Source organism: Facivitalis istanbulensis (assembly GCF_040560405.1).
GTDB classification, from domain to species: domain Bacteria; phylum Pseudomonadota; class Alphaproteobacteria; order Sphingomonadales; family Sphingomonadaceae; genus Sphingomonas; species Sphingomonas istanbulensis.
This window is the reverse complement of the sequence record NZ_JAVSCQ010000006.1, coordinates 57,193-79,661: the sequence shown is the minus strand read 5'-3', so window position 1 is coordinate 79,661 and position 22,469 is coordinate 57,193. Positions and strand designations below refer to the sequence as shown.

The following is a 22,469-nucleotide window of genomic DNA, read 5'->3' as shown; positions in this document are numbered from 1 at the left end:
TGGGCCGTGGTAAAATGCGCCGGTCAGGGCGCGGTCATCTCTTCATGCGGATCGGACGCCCGGCGGCTATTCGCGGGCTGTCCGATCCGAAACGCATTCAATCAATATGGGCCCGTTCCCAAAGGATCGCCAGCCCCTGAATGGTAAGGTCCGGCTCGATATGGTCAAAGACATCGGTGTGCGGGCTCAGCAAAGCCGCCAGGCCGCCGGTCGCCAGCACCTTGACCGGCCGCCCGACCTGCGCCTTCAGCCGCGCGACCAGCCCTTCGATCATCGCGATATAGCCCCAGAAGATCCCGATATGCATCTGGTCGACCGTGTTCCGCCCGATCACGCTCCGGCTCGCGGGAGCCTCGATCGCGATGCGCGGCAATTTGGCGGCGGCGGTGACGAGCGCGTCGAGCGACAGGTTGATGCCCGGCGCGATGATCCCGCCCTTATAGGCACCCTGATAGTCGCTGATGTCGAACGTCGTGGCGGTGCCGAAATCAATCGTGATGAGATCGCCTGGATACAGCGCGTGCGCCGCGATCGTGTTGACCGCCCGGTCCGCGCCCAGCGAGCCGGGCTCGTCGACATCGATGGCGATGCCCCATTCCACCGGCGCACGGCCCGCGATCAGCGGATCGACCTTGAAATATTTCTGTGCCAGCACCTGAAGATTGTGCAGCGCGCGCGGCACGACCGTGGCGATGATGACACTGCCGACATCCTCACGCGCATAACCCTCGAGCGCGAGCAACTGGCTCAGCCACACCGCATATTCGTCGCCCGTCCGGCGCGGATCGGTGGCGATGCGCCATCGGCCCTTGATCGTGCGCCCGTCGAGCAACGCGAAGACCACGTTGGTATTCCCGGCATCGATCGCAAGCAGCATCAGCCCATCCTTCAGATCAGGAAAACATCACCGGCATGAATGACAGCCGAACCGCCGTCCGCCAAGCCGAGCCGCAGCGCGCCGTCCGCGCCAAGCCCGTCGAAAACACCATCCACCACGCGTCCATCGGGCAATCTGGCGGTCAATGGCGTACCGCGCGGATGCGCCCGCGCCTCCCACGCGGCCATGACGGGACCAAGCCCCTGCCCCCGCCAGGTCGCCACCCATTGCCGCATCGCATCCGCGAGCAATCCCTGCATGACGGCGGGATCGACCGCGGCGCCATAGACCGCCAGCGCCGTCGTGGCGCGATCAGGCAGTTCGGGCGCGGCGGCGATGTTGATCCCCATCCCGATCACCACCGCATCGCCGACCCGTTCCAGCAAGATGCCCGACAGCTTCGCCCCTTCGATCAGCAGGTCGTTGGGCCATTTGAGGAACAGCCGGTCACCCAGCGATGGGAGGCAGAAACGCACCGCCTCCTCGATGGCCACGGCAGCCACCAGCGCCAGCGTGGCCGGCATCGGATCGCCCGAGCGAAGTCGCACCAGGGTCGATCCGTAGAAATTGCCGATGGGCGACGCCCAATCTCGCCCCTGGCGTCCGCGCCCGGCATATTGCCGATCGGCGCGGAGCCAAAGACCGTCCTCGCCGCCAGCCTCGGCCAGCGTACGAAGATCGGCATTGGTCGATCCCGTCTCCGGGACATGGAGCAGTCGGCTCAGAACAGCGCCCGTGCCGCCGCCAGCGACCAGGCCCCCAGAACCGGGATCGCCAGGTAACCCACGGGCGAGATGAAGATCGCCGACAGCGCGATCAGGCCATTCTCGACCGGATGCGAGTCCTGCACGAACGCGCCCGCGGGCTCGTCGAAATACATCGTCTTGACGACGCGCAGGTAATAATAGGCACCGATCACAGAGGCGACGACACCGATTACCGCCAGCGGGAACAGCCCCGCCGCGACCGCCGCGTCGAACACCGCGAACTTCGCATAGAACCCGAACAGCGGCGGAATACCCGCAACCGAGAACATGAAGATCGCAAGCGCCGCAGCCACGGCCGGACGCGTCCGCGACAGGCCCGCCAGGCTGGCGATCGTCTCCACCGGCTGGCCCTGCTCATCGCGCATCCGCACGACGATCAGGAAGGTGCCCAGCGTCATGATCACATAGATGGTCAGATAGGTCAGCACCGCCGCGACGCCCTGCGCCGTCCCCGCCGCCAGACCGATCAGCGCAAAGCCCACATTGTTGATCGACGAATAGGCCAGCAGCCGCTTGATGTTGGTCTGCCCAATCGCCGCGACCGCACCCAGGATGATCGACGCCAGCGCGGCGAAGGTCACGATCTGCTGCCATTGCTGCGCGACCGAACCCATGGCCTCGACGGCGACCCGCATGGCGAGGCCCATTGCGGCTACCTTAGGCGCGGATGCGAAGAACGCGGTGACCGGTGTCGGCGCGCCTTCATAGACGTCCGGAGTCCACATGTGGAAGGGAACCGCCGACATCTTGAACGCCAACCCCGAGAACACGAACACCAGGCCGAACATCAGACCCAGCGAATGCGTACCCATCGCCGCATCACGCCCGTAGGCGGCCGCGATGTTCGCGAAACTGGTCGTGCCGCTGAAGCCATAGACCAGCGAAATGCCATAGAGCAGAATGCCCGATGCCAGCGCGCCCAGCACGAAATATTTCAGGCCCGCTTCAGCCGACCGGGTGTCCCGACGCATGAAGCTGGCGAGGACATAGGCGGCGAGGCTCTGCAGTTCGAGACCGACATACAACGTCAACAGGTCGCCCGCCGACACCATCATGCCCATGCCAACCGCCGAGAGCAGCATCAGCACCGGATATTCCGGGCGCAGATCCTCACCCGGCGTCTTGGAGAAGAACCCCGGCGCCATGATGATCGCCACCGCCGTCGCGATATAGATCAGCACCTTGGCGAAGCCGGCAAAGGCATCCGCGCGGTACAGTCCGTCAAAGGCGATACCGCCGGTCGTCGCCGGCCCGGCCAGCGCGACCATCGCACCGGCCAGCACAAAAATCGCGGCGATCGAGATTCCCCGCGTCGCGCTCGGCCCGCCCCAGGCGGCGACGAGCATCAGCGCGATCGCGCCAAGGCTCAGCACCAGTTCGGGCAGGACCATCAAAAGGTTCAACGAATAGCTCATCAGTGCGCCTCCCCGTGCGCGACCGCATGGGTGGTGACCGGCGCCGGATGGCCGGCCGTCGGGCGGCTGTCGGAACCGGGATTGGCCCGGTCGACGCGCTGCAACAGGATCGCCACATCCTTGCGCATCGGTGCCAGGAAGCTCTCCGGATAGACACCCATCCACAATGTCACCGCCGCGATCGGAACCAGCAGCCACAATTCGCGCTTCGACAGGTCAGGCATCGCCGCAACCTCATCCGACTTGATCTCGCCATAGGCGATCCGCCGGTAGAGATAGAGCATATATGCCGCCCCCAGGATGATGCCCGTGGTGCAGAGCAACGCCGTCCAGGTCGACACCTGATAGGTCCCCATCAGCGACAGGAACTCGGCGATGAAGCCGCTCGTGCCCGGCAAGCCGATCGAGGCCATGGTGAAGAACAGGAAGAACACGGCATAACGCGGCATGTTGATCGCCAGCCCGCCGTAACGCGCGATCTCCCGGGTGTGCAGCCGGTCGTAGATGACGCCGACACACAGGAAGAGCGCGCTCGCCACCAGGCCATGGCTGAGCATCATGATCATCGCGCCTTCGATGCCCTGCTGGTTGAAGGCATAAAGGCCGATGGTCACGATCCCCATATGCGCGATCGAAGAATAGGCGATCAGCTTCTTCATGTCCGACTGCACGAGCGCGACGAGCGATGCATAGATCACCGCGATCGCCGAGAGCGCGAAGATCAGCCAGGTCAGATGGCCGCTCGCCTCCGGGAACATCGGCAGCAGGAAACGGAGGAAGCCATAGCTGCCCAGCTTCAGGAGCACGCCCGCAAGGATGACCGAACCCGCCGTCGGTGCCTGCACGTGCGCGTCGGGCAGCCAGGTGTGGACCGGCCACATCGGCATCTTGACCGCGAACGAGGCGAAGAAGGCGATCCACAGCCAGGTCTGGACCGACGCCGGGAAGTCATAGGCCAGCAGCACCGGGATCGAGGTCGTGCCCGCCGTACGCGCCATGTAGAGCATCGCGACGAACATCAGGAGCGAGCCGAGCAGCGTGTACAGGAAGAACTTGTACGACGCGTAGATCCGGTTCGCGCCACCCCAGATACCGATGATGAGATACATCGGGATCAGACCGGCTTCGAAGAAGATGTAGAAAAGGAACAGATCCTGTGCCGCGAAAGTGCCGATCATCAGCGCTTCGGTCAGCAGGAACAGCGCCATATATTCCGGCACGCGCTTTTCGATCGCGCGCCAGCTTGCACCGATGCAGATCGGCATCAGGAAAACGCTGAGCATGATGAGCAGCAGCGCGAAACCGTCGATCCCGAGCGACCAGCCGAACGGCCCGAACAATCCGGGGGAATGCTCGACGAACTGCCACTGCGCCCCGCCGATATCGAAATTCGCCCAAAGCAGGATGCCGAGCGCGAAATCGACGAGGGTCGCGGCGAGCGCCATCAGGCGCGCGCCGTTCGCGTTGAGGAAGAGGCAGGCGATCGCGGCAATGGCCGGGACCGCCAGCATGACGGAGAGGATGGGGAAGCCCTGCATCACGCGATCAACCCCAGATGGCCCAGGTGACGGCCGCGGTCAGGCCGATCAACATGACGAACGCATAGCTGTAAAGATATCCCGTCTGGAAGCGCGCCGCTCCCTTGCTGCCCAGTTGGACAAGCCAGGCGGCACCATTGGGGCCGAAGCGGTCGATCGTCTTCTCGTCGCCACGGTGCCAAAGGAACCGGCCGATCGCGAAGGCGGGGCGCACGAAGAGGAAATGGTAGATCTCGTCGAAATACCATTTGTTGAGGAGGAAGCGGTACAGGATGCCGAACTGGCCCGCGAACTTGGCCGGGAATTCCGGCGCGCGGATATAGGTCAGATACGCGGTCGCCAGACCGAGCAGCATCGCCACCGCCGCCGACAGCTTCACCCACACCGGCACGCCGTGCATCGAATGCATGAGGTGCTCGTTGAAGGCGATCGCGCCCTTCCAATAGCTTTCGCCCGAATTCGGCTCGATGAACCAGCCGTGGAAGACGAAGCCCGCCGCGATCGCGCCGATCGACAGGACGATCAGCGGGATCAGCATGACCAGCGGACTTTCGTGCGGATGATAACCGCCGGTGCCCTCGGGCAGATCGTCATGACCCGCGTCATGAACATGCGGCTCGTGACCGGCATCTTCCGAATGCGCGTCATTGTGATGCGCATCATGAGCAGCCCCATGCGCATGATCGTCATGACCATGGCCATGCGCGTCGTGCAGCGCGTGCTGGATATGCTCCGACGCGGTCCAGCGCGGCTTGCCCCAGAAGGTCAGGAACATCAGGCGCCACGAATAGAAGCTGGTCAGCAGCGCCGCGATCACGCCCGCCCAGAAGGCGAAGTTCGAACCGCCCGCATAGGCCACCTCGATGATCGCGTCCTTCGAGTGGAAGCCCGCGAAGCCGAACGCCATCGGATTGCCGAACAGGGCCGGGATACCGACGCCGGTGATCGCCAGCGTGCCCATCATCATCGCCCAGAAGGTGAGCGGGATGTGACGACGCAGGCCGCCATAATAGCGCATGTCCTGCTCATGATGCATCGCATGGATGACCGAGCCCGCGCCCAGGAACAGCAGCGCCTTGAAGAAGGCGTGCGTGAACAGGTGGAACATCGCCGCGCCATAGGCCCCGACGCCGGCCGCGAAGAACATGTAGCCGAGCTGCGAACAGGTCGAATAGGCGATGACGCGCTTGATATCGGTCTGCACCGTACCCACGGTCGCCGCGAAGAAGCAGGTCGCCGCGCCGATCACCGTGATGACGCTCAGCGCGGTCGGCGAGGCTTCGAACATCGGCGACAGGCGACACACCATGAACACGCCCGCAGTCACCATCGTCGCCGCGTGGATCAGCGCCGACACCGGGGTCGGCCCCTCCATCGCGTCGGGCAACCAGGTGTGCAGGCCGAGCTGCGCCGACTTGCCCATCGCGCCGACGAACAGCAGTAGGCAGAGCACCGTCATCGTGTCGAACCGATGGCCCAGAAAGCCGATGGTCGAACCGGCCATGCCCGGCGCGGCCGCCAGGATCTCGGGGATCGAGACCGTGTTGAACACCAGGAAGGTGCCGAAGATGCCCAGCATGAAGCCCAGATCGCCGACGCGGTTTACGACGAACGCCTTGATCGCGGCGGCATTGGCCGAGGGCTTGCGAAACCAGAAGCCGATCAGGAGGTAGGATGCGAGGCCCACGCCTTCCCAGCCGAAGAACATCTGCACCAGATTGTCCGCCGTCACGAGCATCAGCATCGCGAAGGTGAACAGGCACAGATAGGCGAAGAAGCGCGGCTGATCCGGCTCATCGCTCATATAGCCCCAGCTATAGAGATGGACCAGCGCCGAGACGCTGGTGATCACCACCAGCATGATCGCGGTCAGCGAGTCGACGCGCAGCGCCCAGTCGACCGACATGTCGCCGCTGGTGATCCAGTGGAGCACCGGCGTGACGGTGGCGACATTGTGACCGGCCAGATAACCGATGAAGATCGGCCAGGAGAGAGCACAGGATATGAACAGCGCGCCGGTCGTGACGACCTTGGCGGGCACGTTCCCGATGGCCTTGTTGCCGAACCCCGCAATGGCGGCGGCCAGCAATGGCAGGAAGACGATAGCGAGGATCAACCCGATTACCCCTTCATCCGGTTGACATCGTCGACCGCGATGGTGCCGCGGCCACGGAAATAGATGACCAGGATCGCCAGACCGATCGCCGATTCACCGGCGGCGACGGTCAGGACGAACATGGCGAAGACCTGCCCCACCAGATCCTGAAGCGCGGCCGAGAAGGCGACGAGGTTCAGGTTCACGGCGAGCAGGATGAGCTCGATCGCCATGAGGATGACGATCAGGTTCTTCCGGTTGAGGAAGATACCCAGCACCCCCATGGTGAACAGGATCGCTGCAACGACCAGATAATGGACGAGACCGATCGTCACAGTTCCACCCCCTGCCCGATGGGCTGATTGATATTGCGGATCGCCTCATGCGGCTGACGCGCATTCTGCTTGGCGATGTTCTGCGGACGGACGCCGCCGCGCTTGCGATGGGTCAGCACGATCGCACCGATCATCGCGACGAGCAGGACCAGGCCCGCACCCTCGAAGATGAACAGATAGCGCGTGTACAGCAGGTTGCCGATCGCCTGGATGTTGGACGTATCCGGCCCGATGGGCGCGGCCCGCGCGGCCAGCTGAACGCCGCCGATGCTCCACGCCTGGAACGCGATGATGACCTCGGCCAGCAGTGCGATCGCGAGCGCCAGGCCCAGCGGCAGATAGCGCGCGACCCCCGCCCGCATCGCCGCGACCTCGATGTCGAGCATCATGACGACGAAGAGGAACAGCACCGCGACCGCGCCCACATAGACGATGACGAGCAGCATCGCGATGAACTCGGCCCCGCACAGCACCATGAGGCCCGCGGCGTTGAAGAACGCCAGGATCAGCCACATGACCGAGTGCACCGGATTGCGCGACGCGATCGTGAGCCCTGCGGACACGATCACCACGGTCGCGAAAATATAGAAGGCGATAGCCTGTATCACTGCCTCTCAGGCCCCTTTTCTGTCCGCCCCGAACCGTTGGTCGCGGGCTTTAACGGTACGGTGCATCGGCGGCAAGGTTCGCCGCGATCGCGCTTTCCCAGCGGTCACCATTGTCGAGCAGCTTGGCCTTGTCGTAGATCAGCTCCTCGCGCGTCTCGGTGGCGAATTCGAAGTTCGGCCCCTCGACGATCGCATCGACCGGGCAGGCCTCCTGACACAAGCCGCAATAGATGCACTTGGTCATGTCGATGTCGTAACGCGTCGTGCGACGGCTGCCGTCGTCGCGGGGTTCCGCCTCGATCGTGATCGCCTGTGCCGGGCAGATCGCCTCGCACAGCTTGCACGCGATGCACCGTTCCTCGCCATTGGGATAGCGACGCAGCGCGTGCTCGCCCCGGAAACGCGGAGAGATCGGGTTCTTCTCGAACGGATAGTTGATCGTCGCCTTCGGCTTGAAGAAGTAGCGAAGGGTCAACGCGTGCCCCTTCACGAACTCCCACAGCGTAAAAGCCTTGACGTACTGAGCAACGCTCATGCCGGAACTCCCACGCGCGCAACCATCAGCACGCCAGACACCAAGAACACCCAGAATAGCGACACCGGCAGAAACACCTTCCAGCCCAGCCGCATCAGCTGGTCGTACCGATAGCGCGGCACGGTCGCCTTCACCCACGAAAAGACGAAGAAGAAGAAGCACATCTTGAGCAGCAGCCAGACGATACCCGGCACCATGTACAACGGCGCCCAGTTCAGCGGCGGCAGATAGCCGCCCCAGAACAGGATGGCGTTCAGCGCGCACATCAGGATGACGTTGGCATATTCGCCCAGCCAGAACAGCGCGAACGACATCGAGCTATATTCGGTCTGGTAACCCGCGACGAGTTCCGACTCCGCTTCGGTCAGGTCGAACGGCGCGCGCTGCGTCTCGGCCAGCGCCGAGATGAAGAACATCACCGCCATCGGGAACAGCAGCGGGTTCAGGAAGAAGCCGTTGACGCCCGTGTTCAGCACGCTCTTCTGCGCCTCGACGATCGCGGTCAGGTTGAAACTGCCCGACCACATCACGACCGAGATCAGGATGAAGCCGATCGCCACTTCATAAGACACCATCTGCGCGGCGGCACGCAGCGCCGAGTAGAAGGGATATTTGGAGTTCGACGCCCAGCCTGACAGGATGATGCCGTAGACGCCCAGCGACGACGCCGCGAGAACATAGAGCAGACCGACATTGATGTCGGCGACGACCACGCCCGGCTGGAACGGCACCACCGCCCAGACGATCAGCGCGACCGTGAAGGTGATGATCGGCGCCAGCAGGAACAGCCCGCGATTGGCGGCGGCCGGAACGATGGTTTCCTGCAGGAAGACCTTGAGACCGTCGGCAAAGGACTGGAGCAGACCGAAAGGACCAACCACGTTCGGTCCCCGGCGCAGCGCCATCGCCGCCCAGATCTTGCGGTCGACATAGATGACCATCGCGACGGCCAGCATCAGCGGCAGCGCGATCACCAGGATCCCGACCAGCGTCGCGATCGTCCAGGCCCAGCCATAGGGAAGGCCGAGCGTCGTGTTGAAAAACGCGGTCACTCCGCTGCCTCCGCAAACGTCTCACCATGAACCAGTTCGGCCGAGCAACGCTGCATCGTCGGGCTGGCACGGCAGATCGCGTTGGTGAGGTAGAAGTCCTTGATCGGATAGCCTTCGATCGTGCCGGTCGCAGCCGCATCCAGCGACGGCGCAGCCCAGTCGAAGGTCGCCAGACCCAGCTTGCCCAGCGCGGGAACCTCGGCGGCCATCGCCGCGCGCAGTTGCTCCAGCGTGTCGAACGGCAGGGTCTGGCCCAGCACTTCCGACAGCGCCCGGAAGATCGTCCAGTCGTCGCGCGCATCGCCCGGCGCAAACACCGCCTGCTCGCTGCGCTGCACCCGGCCTTCCAGATTGACCCAGGTACCCGACTTTTCGGCATAGGTCGCGCCCGGCAGGATGACATCGGCGTGATGCGCACCCTTGTCGCCATGATGGCCGACGAACACCTTAAAGCTGCCGCCGAACTTCGCAAAGTCGACCTCGTCCGCGCCCAGGAAGAAGGCCAGCTTCGGCGCGGCCGCCACCACGTCCGCGATGCCGCCCTTCTGCGCATAGCCGAGCATCAGACCGCCCATCCGCGCCGCCGCCATGTGAACGACATTATAACCGTTCCAGGCCGAGCCATCCTCCAGCGTGCGGACCAGGTTGAACTGGTCGACCAGCTTGAGGCTCGCGCCATGCGCACCCTTCAGCGCCGCGCCGCCGACGATCGCCATCGGCCGCGTCGCCTTGCCGAACAGCTCGGTCACCGCCTCGGGCAGGTTGCCCAGCACCGACAGGTCCGCGCCTAGCCACTCGACCTTGTAGGTCAGGTCGGTTTCGGGGCCGATCGCGAAGACCTTCGCGCCCTTCTTGATCGCCTTGCGGATGCGGGTGTTCACCAGAGGCGCTTCCCAGCGCAGATTGGTGCCGATCAGCAGGATCGCATCGGCCTTCTCGACGCCCGCGATCGTCGTGTTGAAGTTGACCGCGGCCAAGCTGGACACGTCATAATCCATGCCGGTCTGACGCCCTTCGAGCAGCGTCGAACCCAGCTTGCCCAGCAGCGCCTTGGCAGCGAACATCGTCTCGCAATCGAGCAGGTCGCCCGCGATCGCGGCGACGCTCGACCCCGCGTTCACGTCGCGGATCGCGGCGAACGCCTCGTCCCAGGTGGCGGGCACCAGCTTGCCGTCGCGGCGGATGAACGGACGGTCGAGGCGACGACGGACCAGACCGTCGATCGCGTGGCGGGCCTTGTCGCTCGCCCACTCCTCGTTCACCTCGTCGTTGATACGCGGCACGCAGCGCAGCACCTGACGACCCCGGCTGTCGAGGCGGATGTTGGTGCCGACCGCGTCCATCACGTCGATGGCGAGCGTCTTCTTCAGCTCCCACGGACGCGCCTCGAACGCATAGGGCTTGGACGTCAGCGCGCCCACCGGGCACAGGTCGACGACATTACCCGACAGCTCGCTCGACACCGCCTGTTCGAGGTACGAGGTGATCTGCATATTCTCGCCGCGATAGATCGCGCCGATTTCCTCCACGCCCGCGACCTCTTCCGCGAAGCGGACGCAACGGGTGCACTGGATGCAGCGGGTCATGACCGTCTTGACGATCGGACCCATATATTTCTCGGTGACGGCCCGCTTGTTCTCGTCATAGCGGCTATGGCCCTTGCCATAGGCCATGGACTGGTCCTGCAGGTCGCACTCGCCGCCCTGATCGCAGATCGGACAGTCCAGCGGATGGTTGATGAGCAGGAATTCCATCACGCCTTCGCGCGCGGCCTTCACCATCGGGGTGGTGGTGAAGATTTCCTGATTATCCGCCGCCGGAAGCGCGCAAGACGCCTGCGGCTTGGGGGGGCCAGGCTTCACCTCGACCAGGCACATGCGGCAATTGCCCGCGATGGACAGCCGCTCATGATAGCAGAAGCGCGGGATTTCCTTGCCCGCAAGCTCACAGGCCTGGAGCACGGTGGCCCCCTGCGGGACCTCAATCTCGACGCCGTCGACTTTGACCTTAGGCATTATTCGGCTGCTTCCATCATCGGGGCGTTGCCGCCCGTCTCGCCTTTGCGTTCGCGGATCCGGCGTTCCATCTCCGGGCGGAAGTGGCGGATCAGGCCCTGGATCGGCCAGGCCGCCGCGTCGCCGAGCGCGCAGATGGTGTGGCCTTCGACCTGCTTCGTCACCTGGAACAGCGTGTCGATCTCGGACACCTCGGCGTCGCCGGTGCGCATCCGTTCCATCACGCGCCACATCCAGCCGGTGCCTTCCCGGCACGGGGTGCACTGGCCGCAGCTCTCATGCTTGTAGAAGTAGGACAGGCGGCTGATCGCGCGGACGATGTCGGTCGATTTGTCCATGACGATCACCGCCGCCGTGCCAAGGCCCGATCCGAGCGCCTTCAGGCCGTCGAAATCCATCGGCGCGTCCATGATCTCGGCGGCAGGCACCACCGGGACCGACGAACCGCCCGGGATCACCGCCAGAAGATTGTCCCAGCCGCCGCGAATGCCGCCGCAATGCCGCTCGATCAGTTCGCGGAACGAGATCGACATGCTCTCTTCGACCACACAGGGGCGGTCGACATGGCCGGAAATCTGGAAGAGCTTGGTGCCCTTGTTGTTCTCGCGCCCGAAGGAGGAGAACCACTCGGCCCCGCGCCGCAGGATCGTCGGCGCGACCGCGATTGACTCGACATTGTTGACCGTCGTCGGGCAGCCATAGAGGCCCGCACCTGCCGGGAAAGGCGGCTTCAGGCGCGGCTGGCCCTTCTTGCCCTCCAGGCTCTCTATCATCGCGGTCTCTTCGCCGCAGATATAGGCGCCCGCACCGCGATGGACGAAGACGTCGAAGTCATAGCCCGAACCGCACGCGTTCTTGCCGAGGAAGCCTCGATCATAGGCCTCCGCCACGGCCGCGAACAGCGTCTCCGCCTCACGGATATATTCACCGCGGACATAGATATAGGCCGCCCGCGCGCGCATCGCGAAGCCCGCGACCAGCGCGCCCTCGATCAGCTTGTGCGGATCATGGCGGATGATCTCGCGGTCCTTGCACGATCCCGGCTCGGACTCGTCGGCGTTGATGACCAGAAAGCTCGGCCGGTCGGGCCGTGGTTCCTTGGGCATGAAGCTCCACTTCATGCCGGTCGGGAAGCCCGCTCCGCCGCGTCCGCGCAGACCCGACGCCTTGATGACGTCGATGATCTTGTCCTGGCCCAGCGCCAGCAGCGCCTTGGTATTGTCCCAATCGCCGCGCTTCATCGCTGCGTCGACGTTCCACGGCTGATAGCCGTAGAGATTGGTGAAGATGCGGTCCTTGTCGGCCAGCATTACGCCCCCCACTCCCCGCGATAATCGTGATTTTCGCCGACCATGGCGGTCAGCGTGGTCGGACCGCCGATCGGCTCGACCGTGTGGCGACCCGGCTCCTGCGTGCCGGTCTTGGGATGCTCGCCCCGGGCCAGCGCCTCCAGGATCGCGACCGTTCGGTCGTAATCCAGATCCTCGAAATTGTCGTCGTTGATCTGGACCATCGGCGCGGACGAACAATTGCCCATGCATTCGACCTCGGTCAGCGTGAACAGGCCGTCGGGCGTGGTCTTGCCCTTGATGAGCCCCTTGTTCTTGCACGCCGCCAGCACATCGTCCGACCCGCGCAACATGCACGGCGTCGTGCCGCACACCTGCACATGATAGCGGCCGACCGGCGCCAGATTGAACATCGTGTAGAAGGTCGCGACCTCGTAGATGCGCATATACGCAACGCCGAGCTGCCGCGCGACGAACTCGATTACCGGGACGGGCAGCCAGCCTTGCGTCTGGGTCTCCGCGCCGACCTGACGCTGCGCCAGGTCGAGGAACGGGATCGAGCAGGACTGTTCACGGCCCTTCGGATAGCGCGCGAGAATCTCGGTCGCCTTCTTCTGGTTCTCGTCCGTCCAGGCGAAATCGCCCCAGCGTGCGCGGACCTCGGCCTCGTCGGGGATGTTGGCTGCGTCGGCCATCAGCGAATGAACTCCACGCGCGACACCTTGTCGTTCTCGAAGGAATAGATGGACATGACCTCGAACTTCTCACCGTGCGGCGCACGCGCGACGCGCTCATGTAGCAGGACCGTCTCGCCAAAGACCTGCTCAGCGACGATCTCGGCGCGGTTCTGCGGGAACTGCGCGAACATCGCCTTCAGCCCGGCGCGAACCCCTTCCCGCCCCTCGCGCAGCACCGCTCCGCGATAGCCCGCCTCGCAGGCATCCTCGGTCATCAGCGCGACATAGGCGTCGGCGTCCTGCGCATTATAGTGCGCGACCATGGCGCGGGCGATCGCAACGCGGGCGGTGGAATCGATCCCGCTCACCGGTCGCACTCGCCGAATACGATGTCCATCGCACCCAGGATCGCCGTCGTATCGGCCAGCATATGCCCCTTGGACATGAACTCCATGGCCTGGAGATGGCTGAACGCGGTCGGGCGGATCTTGCAGCGATAGGGTTTGTTCGTGCCGTCGGAGACGAGATACACGCCGAATTCACCCTTGGGGCTTTCGGTCGCGACATACACCTCGCCGGCAGGCACATGATACCCTTCGGTATAGAGCTTGAAGTGGTGGATCAGCGCCTCCATCGAGCGCTTCATCTCACCACGCTTGGGCGGCGCGACCTTGCGGTCGGTGGCGAGCACCGGACCTTCGGGCATCTGCGCCAGGCACTGCTTCATGATCCGGGCCGACTGGCGCACCTCCTCGACGCGCACCATGAACCGGTCATAGCAATCGCCGCTGGTGCCCACCGGCACGTCGAAATCGACCTTGTCATAGGCGTCATAGGGCTGCGACTTGCGCAGATCCCATGGAATGCCCGAGCCGCGGATCATCGGGCCGGAAAAGCCCCATTTGATCGCATCCTCGCGGTTCACCACCGCGATATCGACATTGCGCTGCTTGAAGATGCGGTTGTTGGCGACGAGGCCGATCGCATCCTCGAACAGGCGCGGCAGACGCGTGTCAAGCCAGTCGGCGATATCGGTCAGCAGCTTGAGCGGGACGTCCTGATGGACGCCGCCGACGCGGAAATAATTCGCGTGCATCCGCGCACCCGACGCCCGCTCGTAGAAGTTCATACAGTCTTCGCGAATTTCGAAGAGCCACAGGTTCGGCGTCATCGCGCCGACGTCCATGACATGGCTGCCGATGTTGAGCATGTGGTTCGAAATGCGCGTCAACTCGGCGAAGAAGGTGCGCAGATACTGCGCGCGTACCGGCACTTCCAGATCGAGCAGCTTCTCGACCGCGAGCACATAGCTGTGCTCCATGCACATCGGCGAACAGTAATCGAGCCGATCGAAATACGGCAGCGCCTGCGAATAGGTCTTGTATTCGATCAGCTTCTCGGTGCCGCGATGCAGCAGACCGACATGCGGGTCGATCCGCTCGACGATCTCGCCGTCCAGCTCCATGACGAGGCGAAGCACGCCGTGCGCCGCGGGATGCTGCGGACCGAAGTTGATCGTATAGTTCTGGATCGACACGTCGCCCGTGGTCGGGTCCGCATCATCCGCCTTGTGGAGCAGTTCGTCGACATAGTCGCTCACTGGTTCTGTCCTCCGCCCTTGCCCGGCACGACGTCCGGATCCTTGGGCTTCTCGTCGGCCTTGTTGCCCGGATGCGACTGTCCCGCGCCGGTCTGCTTGGGAGCCTCGGTAGCCTTGGGCTGGGGCGCCTGGGGCGCCGCGGCCTTCTCATCGCCGGGGAGCACATAGTGCGCGCCTTCCCACGGGCTCTGGAAGTCGAAATTGCGGAAGTCCTGCGCCAGCTTCACCGGCTCATAAACGACGCGCTTTTCTTCTTCCGAATAACGCAGCTCAGTATAGCCGGTCAGCGGGAAGTCCTTGCGCAGCGGATGGCCGCGGAACCCGTAATCGGTCAGGATTCGCCGCAGGTCGCGATTGCCCGAGAACAGCACACCGTAGAGGTCATAGACCTCGCGCTCCAGCCAGCCCGCGACCGGCCACAGCCCCGTCACCGACGGCACCGGCTTGTCCTCGTCGGTGGTGACATGAACGTGGAGGCGATGGTTGCGGGTCAGCGAGAGGAGGCAATAGACCACCTCGAACCGCTCGTCGCGCTCGGGATAATCGACGCCAGCGATTTCCATGAGTTGCTGATATTCCAGCCCCTTGGCGTCGCGCAGCGCGGTCATGGCGGGCACGAGATTGGCGCGGTCGACGACCAGCGCGACCTCGCCGACATGCTCGCGCGCGTCGAGCAGCCACGGACCGAGCGCCGCGCGCGCCCAATCGATCACGCCGTCATTGGCGGCAAAACGGGGTGCGGACGCCTTCACCGTTCGATGCTCCCGATGCGACGAATCTTACGCTGCAACTGCATGACGCCGTACAGCAGCGCCTCGGCGGTCGGCGGGCAGCCGGGGACATAGATGTCCACGGGCACGATGCGGTCGCACCCACGCACCACCGAATAGCTGTAATGATAATAGCCGCCGCCATTGGCGCAGCTGCCCATCGAGATGACGTATTTCGGGTTGGACATCTGGTCGTACACACGACGCAGCGCCGGAGCCATCTTGTTGCAGAGAGTCCCCGCGACGATCATGACGTCCGACTGGCGCGGCGACGCGCGCGGCGCGGCGCCGAATCGCTCCATGTCATAACGCGGCATGTTCACGTGGATCATCTCCACCGCACAACACGCCAGACCAAAGGTCATCCACCAGAGCGAGCCGGTGCGCGCCCATTGGAACAGTTCCTCGGTCGAGGTCACGAGGAAGCCCTTGTCGGTCAGCTCGCCGTTCAGCCCGTCGAAGAAGCCTTGATCGGGCTGTACGACAGCCTGGCCATCATGGGCCCGCGGCTTGAACTCAACCGGACCGGAGTGAAGATCTACTCCCAATCCAACGCTCCCTTCTTCCACGCATAGACAAGCCCGAGCGCGAGCTCGCCGATGAAGATCATCATCGAAATCCAGGCGGTCCAGCCAAGGCTGAACACACTGACCGCCCAGGGGTACAGAAACGCCGCTTCCAGATCGAAGATGATGAACAGGATCGCGACGAGGTAGAAACGCACGTCGAACTGGCTGCGCGGATCTTCGAACGCGGGAAAGCCGCATTCATATTCGGACAGCTTCTGCTCGTTGGGCTTATGCGCGCCGGTCAGGCGGGCCACGAGCATCGGCAGAAACACAAAGGCCGTCGAAAGCGCCAGGGCAACGCCCAGGAACATCAGGATCGGCAGATATTGCGACAGATCGACCAAGATTTATCTCGCAGATGCGGGACTGATGGGGATGGCTTTAGGCCCATGAAACGGCCGGAGCAAGCCAGCGAAGGCATGAGAATGAATCGCAACTGAACCGTGCTTTTCACCCTTAGGCGCGAAAATTCCAGATTATCTATCAAGGAGTTAGACGACCGACTTTTTGCACTTGCCGCCCAACCCCAAGACGAAAGTCACCGGAGCGCGTTGGCCAGCAGCTTGTGCAGCTTCGAGTGCAGTGCCTCGTTCGCGGCCAGATATTCGCCGCGATCCAGCGACTTGTCCGACCCGCGAAAATCGCTGACGAATCCACCGGCTTCGCGGACCAGCAACATGCCCGCCGCACCGTCCCAGGGCTTCAGGCCTGATTCCCAGAATCCGTCGTACCGACCGGCCGCGACCCAGGCGAGATCGAGCGCTGCCGACCCGAAGCGGCGGATACCGGCGACCTGCGGCGCGATCGCACCGAAAATGCGACTCCACTGGACGAAATCGCCATGCCCCAGGAAAGGAATGCCGGTCGCGATCAGCGCTTCCGACAGATCGCGCCGCGACGACACGCGCAGGCGCCCGTCCTGCAACCACGCGCCGCGCCCCTTCTCGGCCCAGAAGCTCTCATCGGTCAGCGGCTGATAGACGAGGCCCGTCGTCACTTCGCGCTTGCCGTTCGCCAGCGGCTCCTCGACCGCGATCGAGATGGCGAAATGCGGGATGCCGTGCAGGAAGTTCGACGTGCCGTCGAGCGGATCGATGATGAAGCGCGGCTTGGACGGATCGCCCGCGATCTCGCCGCCTTCCTCCATCAGGAAGTTCCAGTCGGGACGCGCCTTCTTCAGTTCCTCGAACACGGTCTGCTCGGCGCGCTTGTCGGCCATCGACACGAAATCGGCCGGCCCCTTGCGGCTGACCTGGAGGTGCTGGACCTCGTTGAAGTCGCGACGGAGACGCGGGGCGGCCTTGCGCGCGGCGCGCTCCATGATGGTGAGAAGCCCGGAATGCGAGGCCATGATCGTCCTTTCGATCGCGCCGCTGCATGTCAGGGCGCTGGAATGAAAAGGCCCGCCGCGAACGACGGGCCGGGACGGCGGATGACGGTGTCGCGCTTGCACAGCGCCGGTCATCCGCCGATGCCGATTAGTCCGCGCGGCGGACGTAGGTCTGTTCGTACACGTCGACGACGATGCGCACGCCGCTGGCGATATGCGGCGGCACCATCACGCGAACGCCATTGTCGAGGATGGCGGGCTTGTACGACGAGGAAGCGGTCTGCCCCTTCACCACGGCGTCGGCCTCGACGATGGTGGCTTCGATCGTGTCGGGAAGCTGGACCGAGATCGGCTTTTCCTCGTGCAGTTCCATCACGACATCCATGCCGTCCTGCAGGAAGGCCGCGGCATCGCCCAGCAGGTCGCGCGGCAGCGTGATCTGCTCATAGCTTTCCTTGTCCATGAAGGTCAGGTCGTCCCCCTCGGCGAACAGGAACTGGAAGTCCTTGGTATCGAGGCGGACGCGCTCGACCGTCTCGGCGGAGCGGAAGCGGACGTTCGTCTTGCGGCCGTCGATGAGGTTCTTCATCTCGACCTGCATATAGGCCCCGCCCTTGCCGGGCTGGGTATGCTGAATCTTCACGGCGCGCCAGATGCCGCCTTCATACTCGATGATGTTGCCGGGACGAATGTCCACGCCGCTGATCTTCATGGGTCTTCAACCTGCTGGAAAGAGCGAAGGATGCCGGGGCGTTGACGCCGCCGGGCGGTCCGTGCCGGCCGCCTTAGCCTGTGACGGCCTTTCCGGCAAGCAGGGGATAGGGATCGACGGGTTCCCCCTGCCACCAGCGATCGCCCGCGCGCATCCAACTGACCGCGAAATGCAGATGCGTGTTGCCCGCCCCCGCATTGCCGCTGTCGCCGACATAGGCGATCACCTGCCCCCGCGCCACGCGCTGCCCCTCGGCCAGCCCCGGCGCATAGCCTTGCAGATGCGCGTAATAGAGGCTCCAGCGGCGGTCGAACGAACGGATATACACGGTACGACCGCCCCGACCGCTCTGGAACAGCTTTTCAAGCCTGCCCGGCAGCGCCGCGACCACCGGCGTGCCCCGTGGCGCGGCCAGATCGATCCCCTCATGGCGGCGGGCGCCACCGTCGCGCGGATCGCCCCAGTCATGGACCAGCGCCGCGACCGGATAACCCGCGATCGGCATGGTCAGCGCGGCCGCGCGGCCGGCCACGCCTTCCGAACTGGGCACCGGCACGCTCGGCACCACCGGCACGCGTCCCCCCGAACCAAGGGACAGCATGGACAGGAAGCCCCCTGCCCCGACCACGATGCCCCCCAGCATGATCCAGCCGAAACGGGACAGCGGCCCCGTGCCCCCGCCAGGTCTCATTCCTGGAAAATCGCCTGGGTGCCGGGCTTCACCATCAGGGACAGCCGCGCGGCGTCCCAATTGGTCAGGCGGATGCAGCCATGACTCTCGGCGCGTCCGATCGTTTCGGGGCTGGACGTCCCATGAATGCCGTAATGCGGCTTGGACAGATCGATCCAGATCACGCCGACCGGGCCATTGGGACCGGGGGGCAGCATCGCCTTGCGATCGCTCTTGTCGGCATCCCAGAAGAGCGCCGGATTATAATGGAATTGCGGGTTATAGTCCGCGCCATAGATCTTCCACCGACCAAGCGGCAGCGGGTCATGCTGCGAGCCCATTGTCGCGGGGAACTGCGCCACGAGCTTGCCCCGCTCGTCCAGCACGCGCAGCACCGAGTCCGACTTGTCCACGACGATCCTGTCGCCCCGTGGCTGGCGCGCATCGACGTTAAGACTGTTGAGCGTCGCCTTCCAATCGGCCGGAAACACGTCGGGATAGGCGCGCGATGTCGGCAAGGCGTTGGGCACGGTAAGGCCCTGCCCCACATGCAACGTCATTCCCGGCGGATTGAGCGCGGCGATGACGGCGGGCGTGGTGTGGAACCGTTCGCCCAGGGCCTCCATCGCATCGCGATACCCCAGGCGGGGCAGCCTGGCCTGCTCGGCCGGATCCTTGGGCAGCGGATCGGTATAGGGGCCATCGATCACCGCCTGGTCGATCCTCACCACCCGGGTCGGCCGCCAGCCGCGATACGGATACAGCGCCTTCAACGTCGCGCTGTCGGACTCTCCGGTGACAGGCAGGCCGCGCGCTTCCTGAAAGCCCTTGAGGGCGGCGGTCAGCGACATGCCGCGCCGCCCGTCGATCACCCCCGGCGAAAAGCCGAGATGGTCGAGGATGACCTGCACATGCATCACGCTGCGGTCGATCTGGTCCGGTGCGATCGGCATGGTGTCCCGCGCGGGCGCTGGCGAAGGATGAGTCGCCACGGCGACCAGCGCCAACGCCACGCCTCCGCCAAGGGCGATCGCCAGTTTGTCCATGCGCCGATCCTCTACGCCGTTCATTACGTCGAGGGTCAACGCAGCCGGTCGGCGCTTGTTTCCGCAGCGCAGAGCCCCGGAACGGCCATGCCCACCACCCCGGCCTTCGGGATGGTGGAAACGGTTTACTTCAGGACCTCGGCGAAAGCCTTCACCGCCGCCACTTCGTCGCCATTCCATACCGCCCCGGACACCGCCAGGAAATCGGCTCCCGCCTTCACCAGCGGAGCGGCGTTCGCCGGCGTGATCCCGCCGATCGCGACACATGGCAGTTCGAACAGCGTCGACCACCAGGACAGGATCACCGGCTCGGGCCGATGCGTGGTCTCCTTGGTCGTCGTGGGATAAAAGGCCCCGAACGCGACATAGTCGGCGCCCGCCTCGCCCGCTTCCATCGCCAGGTGGCGGCTATCGTGGCAGGTCATGCCGATCTGGACCGACGGGCCAAGAACGTCGCGCGCCTCGCGCGCATCGCCGTCCTCCTGACCCAGATGCACGCCGTCCGCGCCCAGCCGCTTGGCCAGGCTGATGCTGTCATTGACGATGAACGCGACCTCCCGGTCGGCGCAGATGCGCTGGAGCGGCTCGGCCAGCTTGGCGGCGGCGTGCTGGTCCATGTCCTTTACGCGGAACTGGAAGGCCGCCACCGGCCCGGCATCCAGCGCGCGCGCCAGACGCTCGGCAAAGCCACCGCTCACGTCGAGCGGCGAGATCAGATAGAGCTGGCAGGGCGGCCGCCGCATGTCGCGCACGAAGGCAGTGGCGAAATTGGGATCGAGCGGGCCGAGGGGATCGTCTTCAAGCGTCATCCCGCTTCCCTAGCGCCAGACGACGCGCGCGTCACCTGTGCCGCGCGCCCGCAAATCGGTGGTAAAATGGGCGCCCCGGTTCCCCAACCGGGACGCCCATACCCACAAGAACTTATTGTTCGTTCTTGTAGATCGCGATGAGCTTGTCGAGCATGGCCAGCGCTTCGTCGCGCGGCCGCTGGAAGGTGTTGCGCCCGATGATCGAGCCGTTGCCGCCACCGTCACGAATGTCGCGCGCATCCTGATAGACGGCATCCGCGCCCTTGGCCGCGCCGCCCGAGAAGACGACGATCCGGCGCCCGGCGAAACTCGACTGGACGACATGGCGCACGCGATCGGCCTGGCTGGACCAGTCGGTGCCCTCATAGACTTTCTTGGCTTCGGCCTGCTCGATATGCGCGCTCGGCAGCTTCACCTTGATGATGTGCGCGCCCAGCAGGGCCGCCATGTGCGCGGCATAGGCGCCGACGTCGAGCGCCAGTTCGCCGTCCTTGGTCAGCTTGCCGCCGCGCGGATAGCTCCAGATCACGGTGGCGAGGCCCGCCTCGCGCGCTTCGGCCGACAGGATCGCGATCTGGTCCATCGCGTCGAAAATGCCGTCCGAGCCCGGATAGATGGTGAAGCCGATCGCCGCACAGCCCAGCCGCACCGCGTCCTGCACGCTGCCGGTCACCGCCTGGGTGATCGAGGTGCCCCAGCTGTTCGAGCTGTTGATCTTCAGGATCGTCGGGATCTGGCCCGCAAAGGTGTCGGCTCCGGCCTCCAGCATCCCCAGCGGCGCGGCATAGGCCGACAGGCCCGCATCGATCGCCAGCTGGAAATGGTAATGCGGATCATAGGCCGGCGGATTGACCGCGAAGCTGCGCGCCGGGCCATGTTCGAAACCCTGGTCGACCGGCAGGATGATGAGCTTGCCGGTGCCGCCGAGCCGCCCCTGCATCAGGACGCGCGCCAGATTGGCCTTCACGGCCGCCGGCGTGCCTTCATATTTGTCCAGAATGGCTTTCACGGTCGGAGTCATGGGGGGTCTCTCCAGATTGGGTCGTGGAATCGAAACGGGTCAGAGCATCAGCCAGCGGCGCAGCGCCTGATCGACCTGCTCCATCCGGGTGGGCGAAGCATGGCCCAGTATCTTGACGATGGTGTTGCGCGGGATGGACAGGATCTTGTCCACCTGTACCTCGCACTCGACGGTCAGGCCGGTATGCTCGCGCGGCGAAAAGGCGACACGGAACAGCGCCTCGCCGCCCACCACCGAGGTGATCGGGCAGACGGTGATCGTGCTGTGCGTCTCGTTATACAGATCGGACTGGACGACCAGGAACGGGCGATGATCGCCCCCCTCCCCCGTCGTCGCCAGCACGATGGCGGCATGGGAAATCGTCATGCGCCCTGTCCGCCGGCCAGCGCGTTCCAGAAGGCGAAGTCCTCCTCCGAGTCGCGCTTCGACGCGCGGGTCGACTGGCGGCGCGCCTCCCGGCGATAGGCTTCGTCATGCAGGTCGACATAGCGCCGCACCGCCTCGCGCGCGATGTCGCTCTTGCTGCGCCCCTGCGTCCGCGCGACGGCGGCCAGCCGCGTTTCCAATTCGGTATCGAGGCGAACGCCAAGCATTGCCGATCCCTTCGTTTAACGTGTTCAACGTAGCAAGGTCGCCACCGCGTTTCAAGTCGCCTCGGCGCGCCTTGACGGCCCTTCGCCGCATCGCGCATGACCGTGGGAAGATGGGGGGAGACATCGAATGAGAGCGGTGAGACTGG

The 22,469-nt window shown here is 64.6% G+C and carries 25 protein-coding genes; all 25 read right to left on the bottom strand.

What is annotated here, in order from left to right; genetic code table 11:
• Positions 1–97 precede the first annotated feature (97 nt).
• The 25 genes from RN629_RS06040 to RN629_RS05920 all read right to left on the bottom strand — a co-directional run bounded on the left by RN629_RS06040 (position 98) and on the right by RN629_RS05920 (position 22,323).
• Complete coding sequence (locus RN629_RS06040; RefSeq protein WP_407034370.1) at positions 98–877, bottom strand: type III pantothenate kinase; 780 nt, start codon at positions 875–877, stop codon at positions 98–100.
• Between the two features lie 11 nt (positions 878–888).
• The gene (locus tag RN629_RS06035) at positions 889–1,593 is read right to left on the bottom strand and encodes a biotin--[acetyl-CoA-carboxylase] ligase (protein ID WP_407034419.1); all 705 of its coding nucleotides are present in this window, start codon (positions 1,591–1,593) and stop codon (positions 889–891) included.
• 5 nt (positions 1,594–1,598) lie between these two features.
• Positions 1,599–3,059 carry an NADH-quinone oxidoreductase subunit NuoN gene (gene nuoN / locus RN629_RS06030; RefSeq protein ID WP_407034369.1) on the bottom strand — a complete coding sequence of 487 codons (1,461 nt, stop codon included), beginning with the start codon at positions 3,057–3,059 and terminating at the stop codon, positions 1,599–1,601.
• Positions 3,059–4,597: an NADH-quinone oxidoreductase subunit M gene (locus tag RN629_RS06025; RefSeq protein ID WP_407034368.1), complete on the bottom strand. Its 1,539-nt coding sequence runs from the start codon at positions 4,595–4,597 to the stop codon at positions 3,059–3,061. The genes nuoN and RN629_RS06025 overlap by 1 nt, the downstream gene beginning before the upstream one ends.
• A 7-nt stretch (positions 4,598–4,604) precedes the next feature.
• Positions 4,605–6,719: an NADH-quinone oxidoreductase subunit L gene (gene nuoL / locus RN629_RS06020; RefSeq protein ID WP_407034418.1), complete on the bottom strand. Its 2,115-nt coding sequence runs from the start codon at positions 6,717–6,719 to the stop codon at positions 4,605–4,607.
• Positions 6,719–7,027 carry an NADH-quinone oxidoreductase subunit NuoK gene (gene nuoK, locus RN629_RS06015; protein WP_007404079.1) on the bottom strand — a complete coding sequence of 103 codons (309 nt, stop codon included), beginning with the start codon at positions 7,025–7,027 and terminating at the stop codon, positions 6,719–6,721. Before nuoK ends, nuoL begins: the two co-directional genes overlap by 1 nt.
• Positions 7,024–7,635 carry an NADH-quinone oxidoreductase subunit J gene (locus RN629_RS06010; RefSeq protein WP_407034367.1) on the bottom strand — a complete coding sequence of 204 codons (612 nt, stop codon included), beginning with the start codon at positions 7,633–7,635 and terminating at the stop codon, positions 7,024–7,026. The genes nuoK and RN629_RS06010 overlap by 4 nt, the downstream gene beginning before the upstream one ends.
• Before the next feature lie 49 nt (positions 7,636–7,684).
• Positions 7,685–8,170, bottom strand: coding sequence for an NADH-quinone oxidoreductase subunit NuoI (gene nuoI / locus RN629_RS06005; protein ID WP_407034366.1), 486 nt, complete (start codon positions 8,168–8,170; stop codon positions 7,685–7,687).
• The gene (gene nuoH / locus RN629_RS06000) at positions 8,167–9,222 is read right to left on the bottom strand and encodes an NADH-quinone oxidoreductase subunit NuoH (RefSeq protein WP_407034365.1); all 1,056 of its coding nucleotides are present in this window, start codon (positions 9,220–9,222) and stop codon (positions 8,167–8,169) included. The genes nuoI and nuoH overlap by 4 nt, the downstream gene beginning before the upstream one ends.
• Positions 9,219–11,237, bottom strand: coding sequence for an NADH-quinone oxidoreductase subunit NuoG (gene nuoG, locus RN629_RS05995; protein WP_407034364.1), 2,019 nt, complete (start codon positions 11,235–11,237; stop codon positions 9,219–9,221). Before nuoG ends, nuoH begins: the two co-directional genes overlap by 4 nt.
• Positions 11,237–12,547 carry an NADH-quinone oxidoreductase subunit NuoF gene (gene nuoF, locus RN629_RS05990; RefSeq protein WP_407034363.1) on the bottom strand — a complete coding sequence of 437 codons (1,311 nt, stop codon included), beginning with the start codon at positions 12,545–12,547 and terminating at the stop codon, positions 11,237–11,239. The genes nuoG and nuoF overlap by 1 nt, the downstream gene beginning before the upstream one ends.
• On the bottom strand, positions 12,547–13,221 hold the full coding sequence (locus RN629_RS05985) for a complex I 24 kDa subunit family protein (RefSeq protein ID WP_407034362.1): 675 nt from the start codon (positions 13,219–13,221) through the stop codon (positions 12,547–12,549). The genes nuoF and RN629_RS05985 overlap by 1 nt, the downstream gene beginning before the upstream one ends.
• On the bottom strand, positions 13,221–13,526 hold the full coding sequence (locus tag RN629_RS05980) for a nuclear transport factor 2 family protein (RefSeq protein WP_407034417.1): 306 nt from the start codon (positions 13,524–13,526) through the stop codon (positions 13,221–13,223). Before RN629_RS05980 ends, RN629_RS05985 begins: the two co-directional genes overlap by 1 nt.
• A 41-nt stretch (positions 13,527–13,567) precedes the next feature.
• Positions 13,568–14,803 (bottom strand): NADH-quinone oxidoreductase subunit D, encoded by a 1,236-nt coding sequence (locus tag RN629_RS05975; RefSeq protein WP_407034361.1) that lies wholly within the window; start codon positions 14,801–14,803, stop codon positions 13,568–13,570.
• Positions 14,800–15,555: an NADH-quinone oxidoreductase subunit C gene (locus tag RN629_RS05970; protein WP_407034360.1), complete on the bottom strand. Its 756-nt coding sequence runs from the start codon at positions 15,553–15,555 to the stop codon at positions 14,800–14,802. The genes RN629_RS05975 and RN629_RS05970 overlap by 4 nt, the downstream gene beginning before the upstream one ends.
• On the bottom strand, positions 15,552–16,121 hold the full coding sequence (locus RN629_RS05965; protein WP_407034359.1) for a NuoB/complex I 20 kDa subunit family protein: 570 nt from the start codon (positions 16,119–16,121) through the stop codon (positions 15,552–15,554). The genes RN629_RS05970 and RN629_RS05965 overlap by 4 nt, the downstream gene beginning before the upstream one ends.
• Positions 16,112–16,486: an NADH-quinone oxidoreductase subunit A gene (gene ndhC, locus RN629_RS05960; RefSeq protein ID WP_407034358.1), complete on the bottom strand. Its 375-nt coding sequence runs from the start codon at positions 16,484–16,486 to the stop codon at positions 16,112–16,114. The genes RN629_RS05965 and ndhC overlap by 10 nt, the downstream gene beginning before the upstream one ends.
• Positions 16,487–16,680: 194 nt before the next feature.
• Positions 16,681–17,493 carry an inositol monophosphatase family protein gene (locus tag RN629_RS05955; protein WP_407034357.1) on the bottom strand — a complete coding sequence of 271 codons (813 nt, stop codon included), beginning with the start codon at positions 17,491–17,493 and terminating at the stop codon, positions 16,681–16,683.
• Between the two features lie 127 nt (positions 17,494–17,620).
• The gene (gene efp, locus RN629_RS05950; protein WP_407034356.1) at positions 17,621–18,184 is read right to left on the bottom strand and encodes an elongation factor P; all 564 of its coding nucleotides are present in this window, start codon (positions 18,182–18,184) and stop codon (positions 17,621–17,623) included.
• A 73-nt stretch (positions 18,185–18,257) separates the two neighbouring features.
• A complete protein-coding gene (locus RN629_RS05945) occupies positions 18,258–18,875 on the bottom strand; it encodes a M23 family metallopeptidase (RefSeq protein ID WP_407034355.1) in 618 nt (205 codons plus the stop codon).
• Positions 18,872–19,900 carry a L,D-transpeptidase family protein gene (locus RN629_RS05940; RefSeq protein ID WP_407034354.1) on the bottom strand — a complete coding sequence of 343 codons (1,029 nt, stop codon included), beginning with the start codon at positions 19,898–19,900 and terminating at the stop codon, positions 18,872–18,874. Before RN629_RS05940 ends, RN629_RS05945 begins: the two co-directional genes overlap by 4 nt.
• Positions 19,901–20,025: 125 nt before the next feature.
• A complete protein-coding gene (gene thiE / locus RN629_RS05935; RefSeq protein WP_407034353.1) occupies positions 20,026–20,709 on the bottom strand; it encodes a thiamine phosphate synthase in 684 nt (227 codons plus the stop codon).
• Positions 20,710–20,821: 112 nt separating this feature from the next.
• A complete protein-coding gene (locus RN629_RS05930) occupies positions 20,822–21,730 on the bottom strand; it encodes a class I fructose-bisphosphate aldolase (protein ID WP_407034352.1) in 909 nt (302 codons plus the stop codon).
• A gap of 39 nt (positions 21,731–21,769) precedes the next feature.
• The gene (locus RN629_RS05925; RefSeq protein ID WP_407034351.1) at positions 21,770–22,096 is read right to left on the bottom strand and encodes a type II toxin-antitoxin system PemK/MazF family toxin; all 327 of its coding nucleotides are present in this window, start codon (positions 22,094–22,096) and stop codon (positions 21,770–21,772) included.
• Positions 22,093–22,323, bottom strand: coding sequence for a ribbon-helix-helix protein, CopG family (locus RN629_RS05920; RefSeq protein WP_407034350.1), 231 nt, complete (start codon positions 22,321–22,323; stop codon positions 22,093–22,095). Before RN629_RS05920 ends, RN629_RS05925 begins: the two co-directional genes overlap by 4 nt.
• Positions 22,324–22,469: the final 146 nt, after the last annotated feature.